We start from the raw sequence: 23,927 nt of genomic DNA, 5'->3' as shown, positions 1-23,927 counted from the left end.
TAAAAGAATTAGTCTTAAAAGAGTTATACCACTAAGTTAAGTTCGGTTCGGTTAAATTAAGTTGAATTAGGTTAAGTTAATACGTGCCGCTAAAGATTTAAACTCATGGCTAATGTTAGCCCCAAATAGTGGGTCAGCATATTCGTTATGTTTCCATTCCAAACTGAGGTGGATCCAATCATCGGCAGTTAAACTTTTTTTGATAGCAGGCAAAATATCTTGCTCTTCATAATTCAAATGCGACTTTTGATTACTGACGAATTGAGCCAATTTTTCAGTGAAGAGTTCTTTAGGAATAATTGCATCCAACAAAATCATATCTAACATCTCATCTAACTCACGAGTCATGACTTTTAAATGTTGATGATCATCGGCCAAACGATTAGCAACTTGGTCTTTTACTACTCGATATTTTAAATAATAAGCATAAATAAGATCTTCCATCGGATGATGGTATTTATCCGCATAGTTTTTCAGATAACTGATAATTGATTTAATAAGTCGATAATCAATTTCTTTGTCTTCTTTTAATAAATTGACTTTAGCCTCTAGAACCTGCAATAACTGCATTATATTGCGGTGATCTTGTTGAATTTTTGCAATCATTTGTTAAGCCTCGAATGTAATAGAACAATATATGGATGGTATTTAATCACTCATAACAAGGTCAAATTATAATCAAAGTGACAATTTAAATACCTGTAGTAAATCAAGAAACCAATTAATAATCTAGATTCGTATAATCAGTCAGCTTTCCAATTTATTGGTGTCTTATTTTGCACAATCAATAAATTATTCGTTTTAGAAAAATGCTGGCAACCAAAAAATCCACGATAAGCAGATAATGGAGAAGGATGCACAGCAGTTAAAATATGATGCTTGTTTGAATCTATCAAAGTCGATTTTTTTATTGCATAACTACCCCACAATAAAAATACGACCCCTTCATTATTATCATTAATATGTTGGATTACATTATTCGTAAATTGCTCCCAACCTCGTTTGGCATGACTGCCTGCATTACTCTTTTCAACGGTTAACACCGCATTAATTAATAACACACCTTGTTTCGCCCACTCACTCAAATCACCATTTTCAGGTAAGTTATCCCAACATAAATCATCAGCAAGTTCTTTATAAATATTACGTAAAGAAGGCGGTAACTTAACACCTTTTGGTACTGAAAAACTTAGGCCATGGGCCTGCCCTTCTCCGTGATAAGGATCTTGACCTAAAATAACCACTTTAGTATTTTTTAGCTCAGTTAACGAAAAAGCTTTAAAGCGATCTTCTTCACTAGGATAAATACTTTTGCCCGCTGTAATCTCTTGATCAATAAATTGCTGCAAATTCTTATAATATGTTTTTTGCTGCTCTTTTTTTATAAACTCTTGCCAGCACATGGCACACTCTCCTTTAAGAACCTCAATACAGAATAACACATAAGCAATTGTTAAATATTAACTTTTAAGTTACATTTAATTAACACTTACGATTGAAAAGAAACATCAATATTATTCCATTTAAGATCTCATTAAAAACAGCAAGTTATAAAACCACCTTGATATCGCTCAATTTAAATACAATTAAACCATACAAAAAACAAGTGAATATTGATTTACATCAATCAAATCCCGCCATATAATCTGACGTAGATTCATTAAAACGTTATATTAAATATAGTTTATTTACAGTATCGTAATTTTATTACGATATAAAATGACTATTAATCGTTTTAATTAACATTAATTATTTCAACCAATATTAAGGAAATATCATGGCTTTAGGTATCCAGATTACTAAATCAGATAACGCAGCATTATTAAACTCTTTCTGGTTATTAGATCAAAAAAACGCTCAAGCACGTTGTTTATGTGTAAAAGACAATGCATACGCTGAAGATCAAGTGATTTCATTAGCTGAGTTGGGTGATATTGAATATAAAGAAGTACCTGTTCAAGCACCTGCTGCACAGGAAGGCGGACAGCACTTAAATGTAAATGTGCTACGTCGTGAAACATTAGAAGATGCAGTTAAACACCCTGAAAAATACCCGCAATTAACTATTCGAGTATCAGGATATGCAGTACGTTTTAACTCATTAACACCAGAACAACAACAAGATGTATTAACGCGTACTTTCACTGAAAGTTTATAATCATAGCGTTATTTTTTGTTTAAAATAAAAGCGTTCTTAATGCCATTAAGAACGCTTTTTAGCACAACTATTCAGTCAGTATTCATTACCTTCCCTACTCTGTGCTCTTATTACCTGCCAGCTAGCCCAAATAGCTAAGTAGATAGCTACTTATACAACCCCACTTGGGTCACCAATTATCTCGTTTCCTATAAAGCGTAAAACGAAATATGACGCGTAAATAGTTATAAACTGTCAATAAGCGCCATTGGTATTTACCCTAGAGTAGTATCCAATAACATCATCAGAGCAAAGCCAATCATTAAACCAATGGTGGCCACCGTCTTATTACCATTACTATGTGTTTCGGGGATCACTTCATGAGACACCACAAATAACATCGCCGCACCGGCTAAACCTAAACCGATCGGATAAGCAATCAGATAACCACCAGCCAAACTGACTCCCAATAATGCACCAAGTGGCTCAAGTAGCCCAGTTGCAGCAGCAATTAATACAGAGAACCCTGCTTTAAACCCCGTTGCACGAAGAGTTACTGCCACCGCTAAACCTTCTGGAATATCTTGCAATGCGATAGCTGTCGTTAATGGGATGCCAACCGATAAATCACCTTGTGCATAACCAACCCCAATCGCCATACCTTCAGGAAAATTATGTAATGCAATCGCAAATACAAAAAGCCACGCACTACTATAAGCTTCGTGCCCTGCACCACATGGGCCAGAATCCAAATGTTCATGAGGTACAAATTCATCTAACCCCATCATCAAAGCCACACCCATGATCATACCAAACAGCACAATCATCCCACCCAAGAAAGCACTGCCAGAAATATCAATGGCAGCTTCAATACCCGGTAATAATAATGAAAAAGCAGCAGCAGCTAACATCATGCCTGCAGCAAAACCTAACATTGTGTCTGATAACTTTCTTGGGATCTCTTTAATAAACAAAGCAGGTAATGTACCTATCGCAGTCGCTAAAAAACCAGCGGTTCCACCTATTAAGGCATACTTAATAAATACTTGTTGATCCGAATAGACTGAATTCAATATCATCAAAGCAATGAATACAATAGAGGCAATAAGAATTAAGATTAAATAAGGATGGTTTTTACAATGTTTTTTAAATCCAAAAAACCAACTTGAAGGTGCAGTGACATCCATATTCGTTCCCCATATGATGTTAGTTTTTGCAGTTTAAGATAATTGATTAAATCAAAACAAATAGTAGCACACCTCAATATTTATCTTTGCTGAATCACAGCTAGAAAATTGAACTCTACCTCCTATATTGCCAAAAATTTATATTTTAAAGTGAAAATATATCATTTCCTTTGTATCACTTAATATAAAGCTCTTAGCAATAATTACATCCACCAATTTTACATGTTCTTTGCTAATTTTTTTTAAAGTAAAAATATCCGACACATTAAAGTCAAAAAAACAACATTTACAATTTAATATTTTTCCCTTATAAATAAATCACTTATAATTAAAATTATGACCTAAATCTGACTTTTAATATATTATATATATTAAATTTATAATAGAATGCCAAATCAAAAAATAGTACTTTCATTGAAATACAACAATAAATTAAAAAAGGAATTTAAAATCCATGAAGTTTAAATACTCAAAAGTCGCTATGTTGTTGGCGCTATCTAGCGCTTTAGTTGCCTGTAATGATACATCCAATAATCAAGAAATAGTGCAGCAGAAAGAGGGAAAATCATCGGTAACGGGTAATTTAAAAGATTATTATACCAATGCTGCTATCGCTCAAAAATCGGTACAGCTTTCTATTAACGGAGTGGTCGTTGATAGCACAATGAGTAATGATGATGGTTCATTCGAGCTACAATTTTTAGATACCTTAATCTTTGATAATGCCATCCTGTCTTCAGATGCAGTGGGTTATACGGAAGTATCAAAAAGAGTGGCTAGCACTGAAATTGATTTAGAGAACAATCTATATTTACCCCCAATTCATGCTCAAGTAGTGTTTTCAGCTTCTGAAAATAGTGAACTTCAAGTGGATGGTAATACTTTAGTCTCGATAGACGCTGACAGCTTTGTTAATGCTAATGGTGAGACTGTCACTGGCAATATTACATCCGAACTATTTATCATTGACCCAACCAATGATATCGACTTAATGCCAGGTGAAATGGTAACTGCCAGTGCAACAGATCCTTCAGCAGAAGTACCAATTGAATCATTTGGGGCAATTACTGCAACCTTTACTGATGATTCAGGTGAAGCAGTAAAATTAGCAGATGGAAAAACAGCAGAAGTACGCATTCCAGCTTCAGGCTCCCCGCTTCCGGAAACAATGCCTTTGTATTATTACGATAATATTAATGGGATCTGGGTAGAGGAAGGTGTAGCGACATTAACGGACTTGGATTCTGGTTATTATTACGTTGGTACAGTTTCTCACTTTACAACTTGGAATGCCGATAGAGTATACGAAACGATTATGATTGGAGGTTGCGTTGTTGACACGGAAGGTGAAGCTATAAGTAATGCCCGTATTAGCACTGAAGGACAAGATTATAATGGTCGTTCATCTGCTTATTCAGATGCCGATGGTTACTTTTCAATTGCAGCAAAAATGGATAGCCAAGTATTTGTATCTGCAAATACAGGCCAACAAAGTAGAACACTGACCATTGATACAGAGGATCAAAATACCACTATCGATGAGTGTTTAATACTAGATAACGCGACCTCTAAAATAGAGCTGAAATGGGGTCTAAACCCTGATGATCTTGATAGTCATTTCTTCGGTCCAAGCGATGAAAATAATCGTTTTCATATTGCTTATTACAATCAAACAGTAGTAGTGAATGGATCAAATATTTACCTCGATGTAGATGATACCGATAGTTACGGACCTGAGATAATTACCGTACCTCAATACAGCTTACCTGGGATATATAAATATGCTATTTATAACTTCTCAAACGAAACAGCCATTAAGCCATCAGAAACACGAGTAGAACTAATTCTTGATGAGCAAAGAACCCTTTTTGTTCCACCTACAGGCGAAGCTAAACGTTGGTGGCATGTTTTCGAAGTTGAAGTATTTGAAGATGGCACAAAAACAGTTACAACAGTTAATGAATGGTCAAACGCTGCGCCTGAAGAAACGGATGGTGAAGAAGAGTTTGAAGAAGAGTTTGAATCTAATGATGGTAATAGTTTACAGCAAGCATCAACTGCTCAACTATCGTCCATTTCTATGCAATCAACAAGATCATTAATAAATAGCAATGACAGTAAAAAAATAACAACCAGTAACATTGTAGAGCAATCAAATACTGCATCTTCTTTGTTAATTAATAAGTATTACGCCAAGTAATTTAAATAACTTAAGTCGCTATAACTTAAATTCAAGTAATGATACTAAGGGCTTGTTATTACGCCTATTAATACAATAATAAAAGTCTGTTAATATAACTCAACTTTCATTAACAGACTTATTTAAGGATTTATATAAAGGGGAAACCACCATAAATAACTTATTCACGAACGAACAACATTCAAGTTAGCTAACATATTAAAAAATTCAAAATCCACAGCCACACAATGATCTATTCCAAATCAATAAGCTCAAATTAACTTTCTGTGACTAACTTGCACTCGCTAATGCTAGCTTAATTGCAAAGCCTACAAAACCAACGCCTACACCACCAGCAGAAATTGAACTTACTTTTTGACGTTTTCTAAAACCCTCTGCCAACTTTTGCCCTGCGTAAACTAATATCACTAAATATGTGAGGCTCAATGCTTGCAGAGTCAGGGCTAATATCAAAAATGGCACCGCAGGTTGCGGGTAGCTAGGGTCAACAAACTGTGCAAAGAATGAAAGGAAAAACAAAATAGCTTTAGGGTTTAACAGGCTCACTAATAAAGACTTTTTAAACGCTTTCGCCCCCGTAGTCCGGTTCTCAGTAATTGAGCTTTGTAAATCAGTTGTATCGACTTTGCGCCACGTTGTAATGGCATCTTTAATTAAGTGATAGCCGATATAGATAAGGTAAGCTGCTCCAGCGTATTTAATGATCATAAACAAGGCAGGATAAGTCACCAGAATAGACACAGCACCAAGCGCAGTCGCTAGCATCAATAATGAGTCGCCGACCAAAATACCCAATAAAGCAGCCCAACCTAGGCGTGCTCCTTGTCGAGCAGAAAGCGCAAGAACATAAAGTGAATTAGGACCAGGCAATAACACAATAAATAACGTACCCACAAAATAGGTCGTATAACTCAATACACCCAGGTTTTCTAAATTTAACATTTATCTTCCATCTCCTAATGCCAATGACGGCTAATCATTTAATATCAATTTGGTCTGTAAAGTATAATAAAAAAGTAAAGCAAACAACCTTACTTAAGGTAACTTTCTCATGTTATTTCAAGATGCTTTTTAAAGTTTAAGCTAGGCCACGTAAACTAACGATTTAAGCGAAGAGCGGATAGTAAGTGAGGACACCAAATAATATTGTTCATTGCTCATTCAGCATCGACCATCGCTAAATTTTATACCTATCTTTACCACTACAATCATCAGGTTTAAATTAACTTTAAAAGTAAATAATGACTATTTGCGACTTTTTTATCTTGAAGTATCATGGTTAACCATAGATTGATGACGGGTGCTAAGAAAAACATTAATAGCAAAAAGCTATTGTTAGGCTCCGCGAGTAAAAACTCATAAAAAGGATAGTACTTTGCAAACAAGTTTTATTGATGGAACAACCTTATATCGTCAACACCACTTTCAATTACCGCTCGATCATAGCCATTCTGATGGACAGAAAATTGCTGTTTTTGCGCGAGAGTTGGTAGATGTAAAAAAAGACAAACAAGATTTACCCTGGTTAGTTTTTTTTCAAGGCGGTCCCGGTTTCCAATCACCTCGTACAAGTGGTGAATCCGGTTGGTTAAAACGATTATTGCAAGAGTATCGAGTGTTGTTATTAGACCAACGAGGAACAGGTAACAGCTCGATGATCAATCAAGCGTCTTTGGCTCACTTATCGGCAACTGAACAGGCAGAGTATTTAACACACTTTAGAGCCGACAGTATTGTGCGTGATGCCGAAGCGATTCGCATTAAGTTTAATATCAAACAATGGGCAACGTTAGGGCAAAGCTTTGGTGGATTTTGTATATTAACCTACCTATCATTATTCCCAGAAAGCCTACTACGTTGCTATGTTACAGGTGGCATTCCTTCGCTTACACGACAAACCGATGATGTTTATCATGCAACTTATCAACGTACGACAGATAAAAATAAGGCCTTTTTTGCGCAGTTCCCAGCGGCACAACAAATGTGTTGTGATATTGCTCAATATTTACTGAATAACGAAGTTACCTTACCCAACGGACAACGCTTCACAGTAGAGCAATTTCAGTTAATAGGTATTAATTTGGGCCGAGGAAATGCCGCTTTACCGCTCTACTATCTTTTAGAAAGTGCATTTATACACTGCAATGGGCACAAACAACTTAGTTACAGCTTCTTAAATCAGATGCAACAAGAGCAAGGTTACCTTACCAACCCAATCTATGCCATTTTGCATGAATCCATTTATTGCCAAGAAAGTGCATCAAATTGGTCAGCGCATCGTGTGCGTGAACAATATTCACAGTTTAATTACCAATCTGGTAAAGCATTCATGTTCACCGGAGAGATGGTCTATCCATGGATGTTTGAGCAATTAGAAACATTAAAAGCACTTCGCCCTGCGGCCAATCTTTTAGCAGAAAAACAAAATTGGGGTAAGTTATACGACACTGACATATTAAGTAAAAACAAAGTCCCGTTAGCATGTGCCGCATACGCAGATGATATGTTTGTAGAGCTTGATTATACGCGAGAAACCTTAGCGAGTATTCCGATGTCAAAAGCTTGGATCACCAATGAATATGAACATAATGGTATTGGCGTTGACGGTGAGAAAATTCTCAGCCGTTTAATTAAAATAGCAAATGCATTGGATAATTTACCGAAATAGCTTTGCGAGCTATTCATTCTTACTTTCTATTATCAGAAAGGAAAGTAGGAAAAAGGCAGACCCAATTGTTTTTAATCTATAAAGCAACACCGATGTTCAATGGACTTTTCTCTATAATTATCTTCAATACATAGATAAGAACAGCGAATACGATATGAAATACAGTAATAATCAGGCGATTAGATAGGATACTTAAGACTGACGAGGCGGTATCAGAGCAACGCCCTCTTCGCATGTAAAAAACACTAAAAATTCTCTTCGAAGAGTTATATTGGATAAATGAAAAGAGCGACTAAAATCCCGCTCTTTTCATTTTTAATTAGTGCACTGCGTGATTAAAAGTAGCTTGAACAAATTATTTTGCGCTCAAAGTAAACTCTGTGATAATTTTGTCTTTGTCTGCTATGCCATCCAAAGAAGGATTTAAAACAAACACTTGTGAGTTAGGTAATTTATTTACTTTAATCAGTTCTTGTTTAATTACGCTGACGCGCTTTTTAGCTAATGTTAACATATCTAAACTTTCTAATGGTTGAGTCTCTAATAACGCATCGGTTAAAGCCTGTTGGTAACGAGCTTTATACTCATCTTCTTTTTGTTCAGTCTCCACATTTAACTTAATTTGAGCTTCAAGCTGATCAAGTTTTTGCCTTGATTCACGACTAGCATATAACGCTTCCATTGCATCAACAAGCTCGTTAGAGTCATTAATATTAACATCGGATTCAATGAAATATTGATCCAGATTGTAAGTTTTCAATGCTTTTTCTTCTGCTTTTTGGTCGACATTAACCCGTACCTCTAATACTAACTCAGGACGTTTATTTAATACTTCAGCTAATACTTTTAATGCCTCTTTTTGTTCTAAATTAAGTTCACTGCTGCCTAAAGAAAATGCAATTTTATTCAAGTTATCGGTGTTGCTACCAGCAAGACTAGCAATAGCAGAGAAAGGAGAAGTAATCGCTTTTGTTAGTAAGTTACCTAATGTTTTTAATAATATTGCTGTGATTTTAAATTCAGGATCATCTAAATTGCCAGTGACCGGTAAATCAATATCAATCACTCCATCTTTATTTTTAAATAAGGCTAATGCTAATTTAATGGGTAAATCTAACGCTTCATCACTTTTAACAGTATCTCCTAAGTTAAACTGATCTAAAATAATACGATTTTTCGCTTCTAATTTATTATCTTTTATTTTGTAATCAAGCTGAACATTTAACTTACCTTTATCAATTATATAACCGATATGGCGGCCTGAATAAGGCGTAAATGCCGTTAAATCTATCTTATCAAACTTAACGTTTAAGTCTGTATACAGGTCATTAGATAAAGGGTTTAATTTACCCTTGACCAACATCGTTGCATAGTCGTCAATCGTGCCTTTAATTTCAACATTGGCTATTTTTGTATTATCTGAAGACAAGTTGCTTATTTGACCATTCATATGTTCAATGGCGGTGCCAAACTGAGGTTGTAAAGAGAGATCTGCAAAATAAGCACTACCTTCACTTAAACTAACTTCACCAATGCTTAATGGTAATGGCGCATCATTAGAGGAAGTAGTTTTAGGTGCTTTGTCCTTCTTATTGGTTGCTTTTTCAACACTTAACTTTGATAGATTAACACTGCGGTCTTTAGCAATTACAACTCTAAAGTAGGGTTCAATTAAAGCAATTTTTCCAATATCAATAGCGAGAGGATTAAGGTCAACTTTTATGGGGTTAATTGATAATTCATTCCACCCGAGAAGGCGTTTATTTAACACTTTGTCCAGGCTATTAAATGCTTTGATATTAATGTTACCAGTGAATTCGCCCTGAATTTGTCCATCGGCAGCTTCATTCAACTGAAAGTCTGCATCTGTAAACAAGCGTCCTTTTTCAAGTTTAATTTGAACAGACTCTGCGACGTAAGGCTGTACTGCGGTTAAATCTATTCCTGCAAGCGTTAAATGTGAGTTTAATTTTAAAGGGGCAATGACTAAGTCGCCCACCACTGTATTCTTTTGTGATGAATCAACAAAATAATTTATTGAAAAAGGTAATGTTGATGTTAAATCTTGGTTTAATTTATTTAATTCAATATTAATCTGTTTAACCGCAATAGCGGCCGGTTTTTTTGGTTGTTTATCTAGCCAATTAACGTGACTATTTTGCACTAAAACCTGCTCAACAGACCACATAAATGGAGGTGTCACTTGTGATGATGCATCATCTTTTACAGTAATGTCTTTAGCATCGTCAGTTTGTGTTGTATTAGTGTCGCTTTCAGGTGTTTTGGAGTTGGCTAATGGTGCTAGCATTGCTAATTCACCCTGTTGATCTCGTAATATATCAAGCAACAAAGTATCAATAACAACTTGTTTAATGGCTATGTTGTTTTCCTGTAGGTCAAAATGACTTGGACCAATATGGATTTTTTTAATTGCAAGTAATCCGTCAGGTGTGTTTTCTGAAGTTAGCTTAATGCTATCAATATCAATTAGCGAATTTTCTATTTTTAAAGCGAGCTCGTCTTTTAATAGACTCACTTCATAGTCACCCTTCACTGAAGCAATGGCATTAATTAATTGATAAGGAACTGCATCTTGGAGATACGGCCAAAGTTCATGCACTTTAATGCCTGACAGATCTAAAGAACCAGATGAATGGATAGGGTTTACCGAAATTAAACCATTCCAATTTATTGTCTGGCCAGTGCCTAATGTTATATCAAGTTTATATTGACCATCTTCATTCAATTTTGTTGAGAAATTTTCTAAGTCAAAGGAGATTGGTGTCACTTGATGTACAACCGAATTACTTGGCTGAAAATTAGTGAGTTTTAAAGCACCATTTTGTAAGCTGATTTTATCAATTAATAAAGGAATAATAGATGATTCTTCTTCCTCATCTTCAATTTCGTTTTTTTCAGGAGCAACGGCATGCTTTGCAAGGGCTTTACTAAGGTTATTTTCACCTTCTTTGTTGATGGTTATATCAATACGAGGATCAATTAACTCAATACTTTGAAAAGTAACGGCTAACTCAAATATTGAACGTAAAGTGAAATTTGTATAAAAACGAGAAAAACCAATGACTTCTTTGTTATTTTGGTCAATGATACTCAATTGTTCAATATTTAAAGCTAAGCTATAAGGATTTAATTCGATTTTTCCAATTTCAGTATTCCAACCTAAATTCGATTGAACTTGTTCCTTTATCGTCTGTTGAATTAAAACAGGCGCTAATAAAAACCCTGCAGCACTATATATTGCAGCAAAAAGTAATACCCAAAATAGAAAATGGCGATAACAATGACGGCTGAATAAATTTTTAAAATGTTGCACAGGAAATCCTTTCATTTATGGTAGAAAAACTCGCTATTAAAGTATACGGAATAGGCAAGATATTGCACATAAGCAAATTATAAATAATGAATAAGAATACGATATTTTTAATCTGCATAATTGTAAACAACAAACAAAACGTGCTCCCTCCTCAAAAAAGCTAAATGCATGACACCCGGTTTTAGGACAGAGTTCAGATCGAAAGTTCCAAATCGGACAGGCAAATACTTTTACAGTAAAAATATTGTTAATTGATAACGAGGAGATAGTGAAAAGATCGGCCATTAAAGTTTCTGCGCAAAGCAAAAGCCACCGTATAACTCACGTCGAATCAATTATAATGGCTCCTTCGGGGCCATTTTGCACACAATCAAAGACCCTATAGTTTTTTCTCCACATAAATAAGCGCAACCAGCACAACGTGAAATACAGTGATAATAAGGTGTATCTGATAACGACATTTGAGGTTGGCGAGACTGAGTCATAACAACGCCCCTAGACATGTAAAACTACATCATTAAAAGATAGAGCTGAAAATATTACTTATCACACGTCAAAGTTTATGGCTGTCTTGCTCTTTATTTTGGTTCGCCTTTACTTATCAAGGTTATGTTGATATTTCCGGCTTTGTATTTAGCCCTATCGGCGGCTTTACTTTATCTCTGCCAGCAGAGAGCCAGATACTTACAAGAGTGCAAAGAGACTGGCACCGAGTCACTTTCTTCATCTAAACCATCAATTTTTTTCTTAACACAACAATTCATACTGCAAACGTCCTATTTACAATTCATAATTTGGGAAAGCTCAACAGAGGAGAAGTCGCAACCTCATTTAGAATCAATTTAATCATTAACTAATTGATATTAAAAACTTAAATGTATGGGCACCCACAAGTTTTTACACCTTTTTTGTCCATAACTTTTATAATTTTTTGCGGGCTTTCAATTTTTGACAAAGACCGCAACAGCTATTATGTGCTTATTTAAGTCACTTGATGGAAAATGTGTAATTGGAATACCACTGATTAACACGACACTCCCGAAAACCCACAAACACCTAATTTAATCAACAACTCGCTTCCGCGTTAGCGCTATTCCTAAAATTATTAATAACATCGCCGCTAGGCTGTGCCATTCAATGGCTTCGCCCAAAAGAAGCGCGCCAGTAAAATACGCCACAATAGGAATCACGTAATTAATATACGATAGAAACGTAGGGCCTGCCGTGCCGATAACAGCAAATAAAAGAATGGTAGCAAATGCAGTCGGCCCGACACCTAACCACAACATGGATAACGAGGCTTTTAAAGAGTAACTTTGTTGCCACGGTAAATCTTGCCACAGCCACAATGGCACTATCACGATACTGGAAATAATCATCACGCCTGCCGCTGTCACAACAGGATTATAAGAAGGTAATCGCCTCACCAAAATGGCATTTATCGCATAACTAAAAGTGGCTAGTAAAATCAATAAACCGCTCAGTAAATTACTGTAAGCTCCTACTAACGACGGCCATAGCACAATCACCACGCCAGTAATACCTAACACAAAACCGAATATTTTAAAGCGATTGAGGCTTTCTCCTGATACAAAATAATGTGCCAAAATCATTGTCGCCAATGGCATAAAAGCCATCAACAATCCCGTAATGCCCGAGCTAATATCTTTCTGACCCGTTGAGATAAGAAGAAATGGCAACAAGTTACCCATAACACCCAGCAATAAAAATACCGCCCAAGCCAACGGCTCTACAGGCAAACGCCAACCCTTGGCATACATAAACAGAGTTAGAATAATCGCAGCAATCAACACTCTAAGAGAAACGATAGCCACAGGACTAAAGCTTTGCAGTGAAACAGCGGTAAACATAAATGATGTGCCCCACAGCAAAATGAGTAACAGCAGAGAAAGCCAGTCTTTAACAGTAGGTGTGTAGTTATGAGGCATGTGTTTTATCCAATTAGCATGTTTAATAGGTAAATATTACTAGAGAATGATAACTAGAGAGTTTAACCAACAACCTCCTATTTGTTGATGGTTTTAATACAGAATTACAGCTCCAAATAACTTTAAATCGTAAAAATCTAATTTGATTGTGAGCAAGTAATGGATCCAATACTTTTATGTTGGTAGTACTACCACAATTAAACCTGCGAGCATACACGCAGTAACAACACCTCCCATGAGTATCATATTATTCGTTTCAATTTGAATTGGTTAGGTGTGGCGTTATATTTAACCTTTGCAGGAAAACAATAATTCAATTAACTATTAACATTGTCTTAAATTAACTTTAGCGATCTCAATCCTGATAATTTACTTTTCAAATTATCTAATTAAATTTTTAGCCTTGAGTGTTTTCGGTATGGTCATTCTGTAATAAGGGAACGATTGATTAGCAAGATTGGGTCATAACAAACTACCTCCAAGTGCAAAGTATGCACCTTTAAAAGGCAGTTTGTGAACAATCATCAGTCAAAGTAATAGGTGCCCAGTACTTTGTTATCTTTCCTGATTTTTTCCATTTCTACTATCGTGCAAGTAGTGGTTTAGAACGGTAGCTCCACATACCATAGGTGCGTAAAGCATCTCGGTAAATGCCTAAAAGTTCTTTATCACTAGGAACTTTTAGATTAGAAAGGGGCTTATCAGGGAAAGCTACAGTATCAAAAGTAATCCCTTTAGGGCCCGTTTGCCAACTAGCAATTTCAAATAAAGATTGTCCACGCCTTACATGACTTGCTGAGCTAATAATTGTTGCATGGTCAATGTTATGACGAGCAAGAGCATAACTACTAAGTAACGCGTTATCAACGGTACTTGTCGCATAGTTTTCTTCAATGATTCTATTTTTATCAACACCTTTATTAATCAACCAGTCAGCCATAAGCTTGCCTTCGGTTTTATGATTTTTTGGTACACCACCAGTAAGAACAATAAGAGACTCAGGCTGTTTTTTTGCCATTTCAAGTGTTGTTTGTAAACGCTTAATTAATATCTCATCCATTGAACCGTCCGGATTCAATGCATAACCTAGAGTAACAATAGCGGTATTTCCTGCGAGTGGTTTCCCTGGTTTATCTTTCAATGGAGTATCTACTACACGGTCTATTGTTTTAAATATACGCTTAAGATCAGCTTCTTGACCGGAATCTAACTCTGCTATTCGAGCCATATATTTTTGTGAAACAGCTTCATTACCCTTGAATTTTTGCCATACCGCAAGATAAGAATTCAAATCCACATCATCTGGTGCAACAGAAAGGGCTTGTTCAAAAAGCTCTATAGCATAATCTATATTTTTATTGTAGACCTGTGCATTAGCAGCAGAAATCAGCAGATCAGTTCTATATGGTTCTAGTGCATAAGCGGATAATAATCGTTCAGTAATAGTTGCCATATTACTCGGCATTTTCGCGGTGAAGCCAGCATGTGAGATACGGGCAGGAGATTCAAATACTTTTAAAGCTTCTCCTAACAACTGATCAACAACCTGCCGTTTCGTCATAAAATCAGCAGGAGAAACTTGAGCTTGTACAGCAACCTCTTGCTTGGCGAATACAACTGGAGACATCGATAAAGCTAATGCACCTGTTAGCGCTATAGCAATTATATTTTTTTTCATATCTATTACCTTATTATAATGGGACCTTCAGAACTTCTGTTATTTCGCACTATGAATTATCTTTTTTTAACGAAAATATAATATCACTCAAACTTCTGACAACAAGACGTAAACCTTAAAATAAACGTGACCTACCACTAAAATAAAGCCATTTCCTATTATTTAATTTATTTAAACGAGACACTTCCATTAATTCACCAAGCGAATTAAGATTAAAAATAATTGTAATTTTCTAATTATTAACATTCGATGAAGAAAAACAATGGCATATCCATATCTTTTAAAAATGGTTTACATTGCCAGTAGATCTCATTTAGACACATGAAATTAGTGTAGATAAATTAGGAAGGAAACTAGTAAATAGGTAAATTAGTAAATTAGTAAATTAGTAAATAGCCATAAACTATGAAGCGGAACAAACAGGAAAACTTGTGATTGTTGAGATTGAGCTATAAAAAATTACTCCAAGTGAAAAATATGCACCTTGAAAGATAGTTTTATTAAGAATCATCAGACAAAGTTTATGGGTGTTCTGAACTTGGCTCTAAATTTTTGGGTGTCCAGAACTGCTGCTAGAACTGCCCAGCAATAAAAATACCGCCCAAGACAACGGCTCTACAGGCAAACGCCAACCCTTGGCATACATAAACACAGTTAGAATAATCGCAGCAATCAACACTCTAAGAGAAACGATACCCACAGGGCTAAAGCTTTGCAGTGAAACAGCGGTAAACATAAATGATGTCCCCCACAGCAAAATGAGTAACAGCAGAGAAAGCCAATCTTTAACAGTAGGTGTGTAGTTATGAGGCATGTGTTTTATCCAATTAGCATGTTTAATAGGTAAATATTACTAGAGAATGATGACTAGAGAGTTTAACCGACAACCTCCCTCTTTGTTGATAATTTTAATATAGAATGACTGGATACCCAGTGTATTAAAATCGTAAAGGGTTGATTTTATTGTGATCAACTAATGATAGTCTAGAACTTCTATCAAGGAAGTCGTAGCCACATTGAACATCGTTTGAAGATTAACTAATTGATATTATTGACTTCAATGTATAGGAGTCCACTACTTTCAGTGTTCCAGACGGGCCAATCCTTGCCCTAAAAATACTAAAGTGTGCATTCCCACAGAGGACAGTGGGAACGAGAAAAAAGCGGATTCTACTACGTAGTTTAAATCTGCTTAGCTATTTAGAAACAGCGAGCATAAATAATAGTTACACAGCAGCTTTAGCTTTCTCGATAGTAGAATTTTGAGACTGTGAAGCTGCCGTAATGACTTTTTGATAGACTTTTTTCTTTTCATCAGAAGAAGCTCTCTTCACAAAATCTGATAATGGCGTTGAAGCCACTTTCTTATTATTCAACATAAAATATTCTCCCTACCTTTAAATTCCTACGATTGCTTTTAATGCTTCTAAAGTATAACTCTCCTTCAGGTAAGGCTTCAAGGTATTAATATCAGTATGATGAGTTCTAGTATTACCATCGTTATCTTTGATTAATAAATCAACTTGAATTCTATCCCCAAACTTTTCTTTCAATATTTTGATCACTTCTTGAGCATCAAAAAATTGTTTAATAAAGTGCTCTGGCAGAATTTTTCTACCTTCAACTTTTTCTCTAGCACAAACAAACTCCCAAGCTAACTCAGGACGTTGATACACAAATATTATCAGCACATCTCTATTTTTTTCTAAAGATCTTTGTATGTTTTTTTCTGCAACGGAGTAACTCGCTAAAGTACCATCCAATAAAAAACTTTGACCATTTTTAAAGATGTAATCCATAGTCCGTTCAATAAGTATCACAACTGCTTTCTGAAATAGGTATGAATTCGAACCATCATAATCTTTAAATTCAACGCGTAAATCATCAGGATCTAAACGGAGAGTTTTAGTTTTACCATCGGAAATAGAAGCGACAAATTCTTTAGATGATTCAGTTTTACCAGCTCCGGGTGACCCGCCCATAAATACAGATACAGGGTAACTTTCTGGTAAATACATTGTTTTGTCTGTAAGCCTTCTACATATCTCAGTTCTATTCTTTTTGGCAAACGTAACAGCACGCTCTCTAATCTCAATTTCTGCATCATTAAGCTTCATATATCAGACTCCGATAAGTAACGAGTATATATACTATAGTTGTCGCATCTATAAACTGATATTAAAAATCTCAAAAATATTATAAATCCCCCCTTTCTCGACTGTCCAAAAAATCGGTCGATAATCATCAATATGTTTCTACGAACGCTGACGAGCATTAACTAATTAATTTCAAAGGAAATAGTAAATAGAGTAAATCCTGCGCCCCAACATCGAACCTTTACGGTTCGTCTAAAGTACAGAAACTATAAACGAAATTAATAATAATAACCTTACTCAAGGTGGCTACATCCATCCCCACCGTTGAGCTTTCCCAAACGAACAATACCTTTCAGCAACAGCAAACAGGACGTTTGCTGTAAGTTCATTCGGCACAGGGACGTGCCGTATGAACTGGTGCGTTAGGAAAGGTATTGCTCGTTTGGATAAGAAAGCGATTCGGTGCCAGTCTCTTTGAACTCTTGTAGGTATCAAGTTCTCTGCTGGCAGAGAGAAAGTAAAGTCGCCGACAAGGCGAAAACACTGAAATTAATCAGCACAATGTCCCGATGAGCGAAGACGAACCTTCAAAACTAAAAAAGCATAAAAAAAGCAAGCCGAAGCTTGCTTATCAATTTACATTTTAAAAGGTTAATGACTTAACCCTTAAGTTCCGTCAACTTCAACCTCACTCGTTTCGCTGACACTGGATACGGAGTCCCCAACTGCTGTGCAAACAATGAAACGCGTAACTCTTCCATCATCCAATACACTTCTGCCAAATCAGTATTTTCAGTTTCATCACTTAATAAGCTCTTACAAAGTGCACGATAACGCTCTTCGAGGTCGTGTAACTCAATAGTATTTAAACGGTCTTGATTTGGATTAACGGGTAACTTCTCTAAACGCTTTTGTAACGCTAATAAATAACGCTTAATGTCGTTAAGTTTTCCCTCACCCACTTGGCAAACAAACCCAGGGAAAATCAAACGCTCTAGCTGCGACTTAATGTCCCCTTTAGCCACCAACATACTTAAATCCGCTTTGCCTTTTAATTGCTTATTGACGGCATGAGCAAGGGTTAATACTTGTTCCACTTGCTGTGTAATTTGTAACGTTTTATCTGCCAATTCAGCGCGCACTTTTTCTTTTTGTCGCTCAAATTCAGGTGCTTCTTGCGGATGTGTCTGCCCCACAAGAATTGCATCAACGGCGCAGCTAATGCAGTCATCAATTAAGTCTTTCACTTGACCAAAAGGGTTAAAGTACAGCCCAAGCTTGGCCTTATTAGGTAAACTTTGTTGCAGGTATTTAATTGGTGAAGGTACGTTCAACAAAATTAATCGACGTAATCCTGCTTGATTAAAACGTTGTGCTTTGGCTTCGCTGTCAAATAACTCAATCGCCACACTTTTGCTTTTATCTACCAAGGCAGGATAAGCCTTCACTTCATATCCGCCATGGTCTTTTTTAAACGATGTTGGTAACTTACCAAAATCCCATTCTAATAAATCTGATTTTTCAATACCTTGCTTTGAAACCTTTGATAAGGTTTGTTTCACTTTACCTTTTAGGTCGTGCTGCAATAATTTTAAATCGGTGCCGACAGCAACACTTTTTTGCTTATCGTCAATCACTTTAAACTTGATACGCAGATGCGTCGGTAATGCAGATAGATCCCATGAATTTTCAGGAATTCGAACACCAGTCATGCGTAGTAATTGTTTTTCAAAAGCCTCTAATAACGGCCCCTGTAAAGGGGCTAAATTAGCCATTGCGGCTTCTGCATAGTTTGGAGCAGGGACAAAATTACGACGAATAGGTTTAGGCAATGTTTTAATTAGCGCGACTAATAACTCTTCACGTAGCGCTGGTATTTGCCACTCAAAACCTTGGTCTGATATTTGGTTTAATAATGCCAGTGGAATATTCACCGTTACACCATCTTGGCTAGTGCCTGGTTCAAAGGCATATTCAAGCTGTAAACGGAAATCACCTTGCTGCCAATGATCTGGATAAGCATTGGCGGTGACTTTATCTGCATCATGCGCCATGACTTGATCACGTTGATAGTTTAATAATTGTGGCTGTTGTTTTTTTTCTTTATTCCACCAACTATCAAACTGTTTTGCACTACATACATTTTGCGGCACAAGTTCATCGTAAAACAAAAACAACGTTTCATCATCGACCAAAATATCGCGGCGACGTGATTTATGCTCTAACTCTTCAATGTCATTTAATAACGCTTGGTTATCTTTAAAGAATTGATGACGTGTTTCAAACTCCCCTTCTACTAAGGCATGACGAATAAATAACTCACGACATAATATTGGGTCAATATGGGTGTAAATAACTTTACGCTTACTGACAATAGGAATGCCGTATAAGGTTTGTGTTTCGAACGCGCCAACCACGCCTGACTTTTTCTGCCAATGCGGTTCAACGTAACTACGTTTAATAAGATGTTGCGCTTGGTGTTCTACCCACTCTGGCTTGATACGTGCCGCGACTCGTGCAAATAGTTTTGATGTTTCAACGAGTTCCGCAAACATGCCCCACTTTGGCTGTTTTTTAAATAAACCTGAGCCTGGGAACATATAAAATTTACTATTCCGCGCACCTAAATATTCGGCGTCTTTATCTTTTAAACCGATATGTGATAAAAGGCCTGCTAATAAAGCTTGATGGATCGCATCAAAGTTAGACGGCGTGCTGCTCACCTTAATGTCTAGCTCATCGGTCACTTGTTTGATTTGTGTATAAATATCCTGCCATTCACGCACGCGCATATAAGCTAAAAAGTCTTTTTGGCACATTTTACGGAAATGGCTACTAGACAATTCTTGGCGCTGTTCGTTGATGTAATTCCATAAATTAACATAGGTGATAAAGTCAGAATCTTTATCTTGAAAGCGACGATGTTTTTCATCGGATGCTTGTTGCTTATCCATTGGACGTTCGCGCGGATCTTGAATACTTAAGGCCGCACTGATCACCATCACTTCATGTACACAATCAAAGTCTTTAGCCGCTAAAATCATACGCGCTAAACGTGGGTCTACGGGTAATTTCGCTAGTTGACGACCCAAAGGTGTTAATTTTTTGCGTGGATCTTTGGCTTTTAGGTCAACCGCGCCTAGTTCTTCTAATAGGCTCAAACCATCTTTGATATTTCTATCTTCCGGAGGCTCTACAAATGGGAATTTATTAAGCTCACCTAAGCCAAGCGATAACATCTGCAAAATAACTGACGATAAGTTAGTACGTAGAATTTCTGGATCAGTAAATTCAGGACGACCATTAAAGTCATCTTCACTGAATAAACGGATACACACACCTTCGCTAACACGGCCACAACGACCTTTACGCTGATTTGCACTGGCTTGCGATATTGCCTCAATCGGTAGACGTTGCACTTTAGTACGGTAGCTATAACGGCTGATACGCACGGTACCTGTATCAATGACGTATTTAATACCCGGTATGGTTAAGGATGTTTCTGCTACGTTGGTGGCTAGCACGATACGTTGACCACGATGCCCTTGGAATATCTTGTTTTGCTCTGCCACACTTAAACGCGCAAACAAAGGCAGTACTTCGGTATCCCGTAGTTTTCGTTTGGTTAATGCTTCTGCAGTATCGCGAATTTCACGTTCACCATTCATGAAAATAAGAATGTCGCCACGACCTAAACGTTGTAGTTCATCAACGGCTTGGAAAATACCTTCGATTTGGTCGCCTGCTGCGTATTCATCCAATGGACGATATAAGGTTTCAACAGGAAATGTACGGCCAGACACTTCTATAATAGGCGCAGCTTTACCACGTTTATCACAAAAGTGTTGTGCAAAACGTTCTGGGTCAATGGTCGCGGAAGTGATAATTACTTTTAAATCTGGGCGACGGGGTAATAGACGTTTTAAGTAACCCATTAAAAAGTCGATATTTAAACTACGCTCGTGCGCTTCATCGATAATGATGGTGTCATATTGACTTAAGAAACGGTCGTTTTGTATTTCAGCTAATAAAATACCGTCGGTCATTAGTTTGATATAAGATTTGTCGCTTACTTTGTCCGTAAAACGAACACGATAACCTACTGTTTCGCCAAGCTCAGAATCTAACTCTTCAGCAATACGATTTGCCACGGTTCTAGCGGCTAAACGTCTCGGTTGAGTATGACCAATCAAGCCCGATACACCGCGCCCTAGCTCTAAACAGATTTTAGGTATTTGCGTTGTTTTACCAGAGCCTGTTTCACCAGCAATAATGACCACTTGGTTATTGGCAATGGCTTTGGCTATTTCGTCTTTTTTCTGGCTAACGGGCAGGTCAGGATAAGTCACTTCTGGCAGGTTATCTAAACGTTGCTTACGTTTATCCATCGAGACCTGTATATCAATGGCAATTTTAGTTAGGCTTTGTTCTACTTTTTCAGGCGATTTTAAGTTAGCAAGATCATCAATCCTACGTTTTAAACGGAATTGGTCTTTGTATAACACGTCATTTAAATGGTCTTTTAAAGCAGTAGCAGAAATGGTCAAAACAGTTACCTAGCAGAAACAAAAAACAGATCCTAGCAAGGCTACTCGAAAAAGGATAGTCACGGAGGCTTGTTTATTATTGGGTAAGCTAAATTGCGCCTCAGTTACCAATAAGAATGCAGAATCTGTAAGCCTTAAAGTCAAATAAGGTGAGCAGGTGAGACATTAAAGGCATGTTTTTGAAGTTACGGAATTGAAGGTATGATATTGATACGAAGGTATTAAAGCATGTTATTGAAGGTATGGCATGAGTCATCACATTAAGCGTAAATCTACAGGCACAAAAAAAGCAGGCAAGCCTGCTTTTTAGTTTTATTCAAAGTTTAGTTTTTATCACTGAGTAATAGGCGAAGAAATTGACGAACGAAGTGAATATGTTTTCATCACCACAATCACGGTCACAAAGGCAGCTGCTGAGGCAACTAAAGCACCTATAGTTGAACCAGTAAAACCAATCACAACAAAACCAACAATAGACACTAATGCCATTGCAAGCGCGTAGGGTAATTGTGTTGCAACGTGGTCAATATGTTCACAACGCGCACCCGTTGACGATAAAATAGTGGTGTCTGAAATCGGAGAACAGTGGTCGCCAAATACAGAACCCGCTAATACCGCACTTAACATCGGTAACATCATGGTTAAATCCGTTGCGCCGGCCATGTCGCCCGCAATCGGTAACATGATCCCAAAGGTACCCCAAGAAGTTCCTGTTGAGAACGCCATTGCACCAGAAAGGACAAATAAGATAACCGGTAACCAATGTAATCCAATATTACCTTGTACTAAACTTGATAGATAAGTACCGGTATTCATATCACCGATCACAGTACCAATAGACCAAGCAAAAAATAGAATAATAATGGCACCGAACATCGATTTTGCGCCAACCCAAAGAGCAAATTTAATATTTGTAAAGCTTTGCTTTTGTCTTACTACGGTCAATAAAGAAAGTACTAAGCCGATTGAGCCACCGTAAACTAAAGAAGCACCGACATCAGTATTCTCAAAGGCACCTAATACAGAGAAATTTTGACCTGCTTCAGCTAATGCAGCATTACCGGTATAAAGCATAAAAAATAACGTTCCGATAATTAAGCCAATGATTGGGTAAACTAAATCGCCAACCTTACCTTGTTCATGCTCTTCAATACCCATTTCATCTTGTAAATCGATATAGTCTTGTTCACCCTTGGTGATCTCTTTTTCTGCCATTGCTTCATGTTTTTTCATTGGCCCAATATCAAGTTTGAAAATAATCACAGCAAAGACCATTAACAAAGTAAATATTGCGTAGAAATTCATAGGAATTAATGCAACATAAGCCCCTAACGGCGAATACTCTGTCATACCATGGCTAACCAAAATACCACTGATAATGGTCATGATATAGGCGCCCCAGCTTGAAACTGGCATCAGAATACACATTGGCGCAGCAGTTGAATCAAGTATATAAGCTAATTTTTCGCGTGACACATTAAAACGGTCAGTAACAGGGCGAGAGATAGAACCAACGGCCAAACTATTAAAGTAATCATCTATAAATATGAACACGCCTAAAAATGCCGCCAATAGCGACGCACCACGTTTATCTTTAATATGGTCAAGTGCCCAATCAGCAAAGGCACGCGTGCCACCAGAAAGCGTCAATACCGCCGTCATCATGCCCAGCAATAACAGGAAAGCGACAATACTCATATTCCAAGTATTTAATCCGCCATCTTCAACTACCACACCTTTAACCGTGTTAAAAATGTAAGTTCCCGCTGCTACCACTGAAAAATCAACCAGTAATAAAGCACCTAATATAATACCTAAACCTAACGACAATAAAACTCGACGCGTAAGAATAGCTAACCCCAGTGCAACCACTGCAGGTAAAATCGACAGCGTAGAAGCTGAAAAATCGATTAAAGACATTAATCTTTCCTTTGTTCTACATTTGAAAATAAACTGCACGATACAGCAGACTTTCAAATGTTTTTAGTATGACCGGTACAAAATACCGAATTTAAGGGAAACGGATTTTAACCTACTTTTAAAACAAAAAAACCCCCTGCTCTAAAAAGAGAGGGGGTTTATTAACACTAAATTACATGTTAAGTAATGTTGTTAGCAGATTGCCTAACAA

The 23,927-nt window shown here is 36.8% G+C and carries 15 protein-coding genes and 1 pseudogene; 3 read left to right on the top strand and 13 right to left on the bottom strand.

From position 1 onward, the window contains the following. Positions 1-66: 66 nt before the first annotated feature. Together GQR44_RS12090 and ung are read right to left on the bottom strand one after the other, a co-directional pair. Positions 67-606 carry a hemerythrin domain-containing protein gene (locus tag GQR44_RS12090; RefSeq protein ID WP_166372028.1) on the bottom strand — a complete coding sequence of 180 codons (540 nt, stop codon included), beginning with the start codon at positions 604-606 and terminating at the stop codon, positions 67-69. 137 nt (positions 607-743) lie between these two features. After that, positions 744-1,403, bottom strand: a complete 660-nt coding sequence (ung, locus tag GQR44_RS12085) for a uracil-DNA glycosylase (RefSeq protein ID WP_166372027.1) — start codon at positions 1,401-1,403, stop codon at positions 744-746. 374 nt (positions 1,404-1,777) lie between these two features. Between ung and grcA the strand changes: the two genes are divergently transcribed. Then, complete coding sequence (gene grcA / locus GQR44_RS12080; protein ID WP_166372026.1) at positions 1,778-2,158, top strand: autonomous glycyl radical cofactor GrcA; 381 nt, start codon at positions 1,778-1,780, stop codon at positions 2,156-2,158. Between the two features lie 254 nt (positions 2,159-2,412). Here grcA and GQR44_RS12075 read toward each other — a convergent pair whose 3' ends face one another. Beyond that, complete coding sequence (locus GQR44_RS12075; RefSeq protein ID WP_166372025.1) at positions 2,413-3,324, bottom strand: ZIP family metal transporter; 912 nt, start codon at positions 3,322-3,324, stop codon at positions 2,413-2,415. Between the two features lie 454 nt (positions 3,325-3,778). On the opposite strand from GQR44_RS12075, the gene GQR44_RS12070 reads away from it, so the two are divergent. After that, positions 3,779-5,524, top strand: a complete 1,746-nt coding sequence (locus tag GQR44_RS12070) for a carboxypeptidase regulatory-like domain-containing protein (protein ID WP_166372024.1) — start codon at positions 3,779-3,781, stop codon at positions 5,522-5,524. Between the two features lie 270 nt (positions 5,525-5,794). Here GQR44_RS12070 and leuE read toward each other — a convergent pair whose 3' ends face one another. Continuing rightward, on the bottom strand, positions 5,795-6,466 hold the full coding sequence (gene leuE / locus GQR44_RS12065; RefSeq protein ID WP_166372023.1) for a leucine efflux protein LeuE: 672 nt from the start codon (positions 6,464-6,466) through the stop codon (positions 5,795-5,797). 433 nt (positions 6,467-6,899) lie between these two features. On the opposite strand from leuE, the gene GQR44_RS12060 reads away from it, so the two are divergent. Further along, entirely contained in the window at positions 6,900-8,192 is a 1,293-nt protein-coding gene (locus GQR44_RS12060) for an alpha/beta fold hydrolase (protein ID WP_166372022.1), read from the top strand. Positions 8,193-8,547: 355 nt separating this feature from the next. On the opposite strand, the gene GQR44_RS12055 is transcribed toward GQR44_RS12060, so the two are convergent. The 9 genes and pseudogenes from GQR44_RS12055 to GQR44_RS12015 all read right to left on the bottom strand — a co-directional run bounded on the left by GQR44_RS12055 (position 8,548) and on the right by GQR44_RS12015 (position 23,716). Continuing rightward, positions 8,548-11,526: a DUF748 domain-containing protein gene (locus GQR44_RS12055; RefSeq protein ID WP_166372021.1), complete on the bottom strand. Its 2,979-nt coding sequence runs from the start codon at positions 11,524-11,526 to the stop codon at positions 8,548-8,550. A 386-nt stretch (positions 11,527-11,912) separates the two neighbouring features. Further along, positions 11,913-12,011 (bottom strand): annotated as a pseudogene (locus GQR44_RS12050) (transposase); the annotation flags it as partial. A gap of 576 nt (positions 12,012-12,587) precedes the next feature. Beyond that, a complete protein-coding gene (locus GQR44_RS12045) occupies positions 12,588-13,475 on the bottom strand; it encodes a DMT family transporter (RefSeq protein ID WP_166372020.1) in 888 nt (295 codons plus the stop codon). Positions 13,476-14,058: 583 nt separating this feature from the next. Beyond that, positions 14,059-15,153: a YdcF family protein gene (locus tag GQR44_RS12040; RefSeq protein WP_166372019.1), complete on the bottom strand. Its 1,095-nt coding sequence runs from the start codon at positions 15,151-15,153 to the stop codon at positions 14,059-14,061. Between the two features lie 544 nt (positions 15,154-15,697). Beyond that, positions 15,698-15,967, bottom strand: coding sequence for an EamA family transporter (locus tag GQR44_RS12035; RefSeq protein WP_166372018.1), 270 nt, complete (start codon positions 15,965-15,967; stop codon positions 15,698-15,700). A 412-nt stretch (positions 15,968-16,379) separates the two neighbouring features. Continuing rightward, positions 16,380-16,532, bottom strand: a complete 153-nt coding sequence (locus tag GQR44_RS12030) for a hypothetical protein (RefSeq protein WP_166372017.1) — start codon at positions 16,530-16,532, stop codon at positions 16,380-16,382. An 18-nt stretch (positions 16,533-16,550) separates the two neighbouring features. After that, positions 16,551-17,270 (bottom strand): zeta toxin family protein, encoded by a 720-nt coding sequence (locus GQR44_RS12025; protein WP_166372016.1) that lies wholly within the window; start codon positions 17,268-17,270, stop codon positions 16,551-16,553. A 638-nt stretch (positions 17,271-17,908) separates the two neighbouring features. Further along, the gene (hrpA, locus tag GQR44_RS12020) at positions 17,909-21,796 is read right to left on the bottom strand and encodes an ATP-dependent RNA helicase HrpA (protein ID WP_166372015.1); all 3,888 of its coding nucleotides are present in this window, start codon (positions 21,794-21,796) and stop codon (positions 17,909-17,911) included. Between the two features lie 333 nt (positions 21,797-22,129). Then, complete coding sequence (locus GQR44_RS12015; RefSeq protein WP_166372014.1) at positions 22,130-23,716, bottom strand: Na+/H+ antiporter NhaC family protein; 1,587 nt, start codon at positions 23,714-23,716, stop codon at positions 22,130-22,132. Positions 23,717-23,927 lie beyond the last annotated feature (211 nt).

It is taken from the genome of Psychromonas sp. SA13A, assembly GCF_011378715.1.
GTDB lineage: Bacteria > Pseudomonadota > Gammaproteobacteria > Enterobacterales > Psychromonadaceae > Psychromonas.
This window is presented reverse-complemented; position numbering and strand designations above follow the sequence as displayed.

What these genes read in the sequence shown, in the direction of transcription:
- GQR44_RS12075 (WP_166372025.1), bottom strand. Translation starts at nt 3,324, where the DNA reads ATGGATGTCACTGCACCTTCAAGTTGGTTTTTTGGATTTAAAAAACAT.
- GQR44_RS12040 (WP_166372019.1), bottom strand. Translation starts at nt 15,153, where the DNA reads ATGAAAAAAAATATAATTGCTATAGCGCTAACAGGTGCATTAGCTTTA.
- GQR44_RS12090 (WP_166372028.1), bottom strand. Translation starts at nt 606, where the DNA reads ATGATTGCAAAAATTCAACAAGATCACCGCAATATAATGCAGTTATTG.
- GQR44_RS12015 (WP_166372014.1), bottom strand. Translation starts at nt 23,716, where the DNA reads ATGTCTTTAATCGATTTTTCAGCTTCTACGCTGTCGATTTTACCTGCA.
- GQR44_RS12035 (WP_166372018.1), bottom strand. Translation starts at nt 15,967, where the DNA reads ATGCCTCATAACTACACACCTACTGTTAAAGATTGGCTTTCTCTGCTG.
- GQR44_RS12070 (WP_166372024.1), top strand. Translation starts at nt 3,779, where the DNA reads ATGAAGTTTAAATACTCAAAAGTCGCTATGTTGTTGGCGCTATCTAGC.
- grcA (WP_166372026.1), top strand. Translation starts at nt 1,778, where the DNA reads ATGGCTTTAGGTATCCAGATTACTAAATCAGATAACGCAGCATTATTA.
- GQR44_RS12045 (WP_166372020.1), bottom strand. Translation starts at nt 13,475, where the DNA reads ATGCCTCATAACTACACACCTACTGTTAAAGACTGGCTTTCTCTGCTG.
- leuE (WP_166372023.1), bottom strand. Translation starts at nt 6,466, where the DNA reads ATGTTAAATTTAGAAAACCTGGGTGTATTGAGTTATACGACCTATTTT.
- ung (WP_166372027.1), bottom strand. Translation starts at nt 1,403, where the DNA reads ATGTGCTGGCAAGAGTTTATAAAAAAAGAGCAGCAAAAAACATATTAT.
- GQR44_RS12030 (WP_166372017.1), bottom strand. Translation starts at nt 16,532, where the DNA reads ATGTTGAATAATAAGAAAGTGGCTTCAACGCCATTATCAGATTTTGTG.
- GQR44_RS12025 (WP_166372016.1), bottom strand. Translation starts at nt 17,270, where the DNA reads ATGAAGCTTAATGATGCAGAAATTGAGATTAGAGAGCGTGCTGTTACG.